This is a genomic window from Microcystis sp. M53603_WE2, from assembly GCF_030065435.1.
Map to the genome: position 1 here is coordinate 1 of NZ_JASJFF010000317.1, position 1,848 is coordinate 1,848.

Sequence of the window (1,848 nt, forward strand, 5' to 3'; positions counted from 1 at the left end):
AAAAGCCACTCTTAATCGTGTCTTGGAACGAAATAGAGGCTTTTAAAGACTGCGTACATGGAGAATTAAAACAAGAATTACCCTCGAAAAGCCTATTTTTCCACTAAGTATTTATGCTCATTGCAAAGGTGAGATGCTCCCTGCTCCATTTAGATAGAGTAAGCTGGAAATAGCGTCGGTTAACTCCTGATGAATTGGCTCAAACAAGGAAAATGGATCGCGGGAGGTTTCGGGCTAACTGTCTTATTGATGGGAACTATTAGCCTAGTTTCCTATCGCAATACCCTCGCCCTGCGTCAGCGCGCTGCCGAGGTGGAAGTTACCTACGAGATCATCGATAATCTCGCTAATCTTTACGCTAACATGGCGGTGGCCGAATCGGGAAGACGGGGTTATATCACAACTGGCAGCCCTAGGGAATTAAGCCGTCATCGTCGGGCGATCGCTTTGATGCAATCTAACTGGCAACTCCTGGCTAAACAATTAGAAAACGGCACGGATTTCGAGCGGGAAATGGTGACTGAGATCGGGGATTTAATGTATCGGCGAATTACTTTATTTAATCAATCGATCGCCACCTATAAATCCGATCGATCCGATGATATTTCTCAAGATGCAATCACGGTTAAAAGTGTCGAAGTCCGGGATAAGTTTCAAAATCTTCTTACCTATTTACAAGCTAGTCAGAAAAGGAATTTAAGAAGTAGCATCGCTAGTTCTAGGGATAGTATCAGTGAAAATTCTCTTTTGGGCTTAATGGGAACTTTTATCAGTTTTGGGATTATTTGCGGAGTTTATTTTTTGATTTTTTGGCAAGAGAAACGGCGACAAAAAAGTGATGAAATTCACCGGTTATTACTACAGGAAAAAGAACTTTCCGATCTAAAAATTCAGCTTTTTTCTATGATATCCCATGAGTTCCGAACTCCTTTAACCGTGATTCTTTCCGCCTCGCAGTTATTAGAAAATGGCTTAAAAGATGCAGAACAGTCGAGCAGAAAAAACCTATATAGAATCCAGTCTTCTGTCAAGCTAATGAATCAATTCTTAACAGATATTTTGATTTTAACAAGGGCAGAATCTGGTAATCTCAGTTGTCGGCTAGAGCCGCTCGATATTGAAGCTTTTTGTTTAAATTTAGTCGAGGATTTTCAATTTATCAATAAAAATAATACGCCGATTAAATTTGTCAGTCAGGGATTGATGATCCGTCCTTATCTAGATGAGAAACTGCTCTACTCGATTTTAAGTAATTTACTCTTAAATGCGATTAAATATTCCCCCACAGGAGCAGGGATTAGTTTGATTTTGTGGAAAGATAGCGATCGCATTGTTTTTCAAGTCCGGGATCACGGTATCGGCATTGCCGAGGAAGATAGAGGTAAGATCTATGAACCCTTTTATCGGGGTCAGAATGTGGAAAATATTATCGGCACGGGATTGGGGTTAGCAGTGGTTAAAAAATGCGTCGAACTCCACCGCGGCGAAATCGCCCTAGATAGCCAAGTGGATAAGGGAACAAGCTTTACCGTCAAACTGCCCATTTCACCCTAGTTCCAGCTTGAGCGGCCAAAAGATTACAAAATGTAACTTTCTTTCTTTCGAAGGGAGACGAAAGCAACGAAGAATTTTTAAGTAAGTAGTTATAATTAAATTGAAGATAGATTTTGCCTCTGACCCCCCCTGCCCCCCTTGATAAGGGGGGTGCCGATAGGCGGGGGGATCCCCCCTGCCCCCCTTGATAAGCTATCCCTTATAGGGATCTTTCTTAACAATTTTTTCATTAAGCACTCCAACTCTTATCCTGACTTGATTTCAGTTTTTTCTTTGTCAGTAAGGGTGTCAACA

Annotated in this window: 1 protein-coding gene; it reads left to right on the top strand. The window is 41.4% G+C overall.

All coding sequences use genetic code 11. From position 1 onward, the window contains the following. Positions 1–189 precede the first annotated feature (189 nt). Complete coding sequence (locus tag PX481_RS06900; RefSeq protein ID WP_002758476.1) at positions 190–1,554, top strand: sensor histidine kinase; 1,365 nt, start codon at positions 190–192, stop codon at positions 1,552–1,554. Positions 1,555–1,848 lie beyond the last annotated feature (294 nt).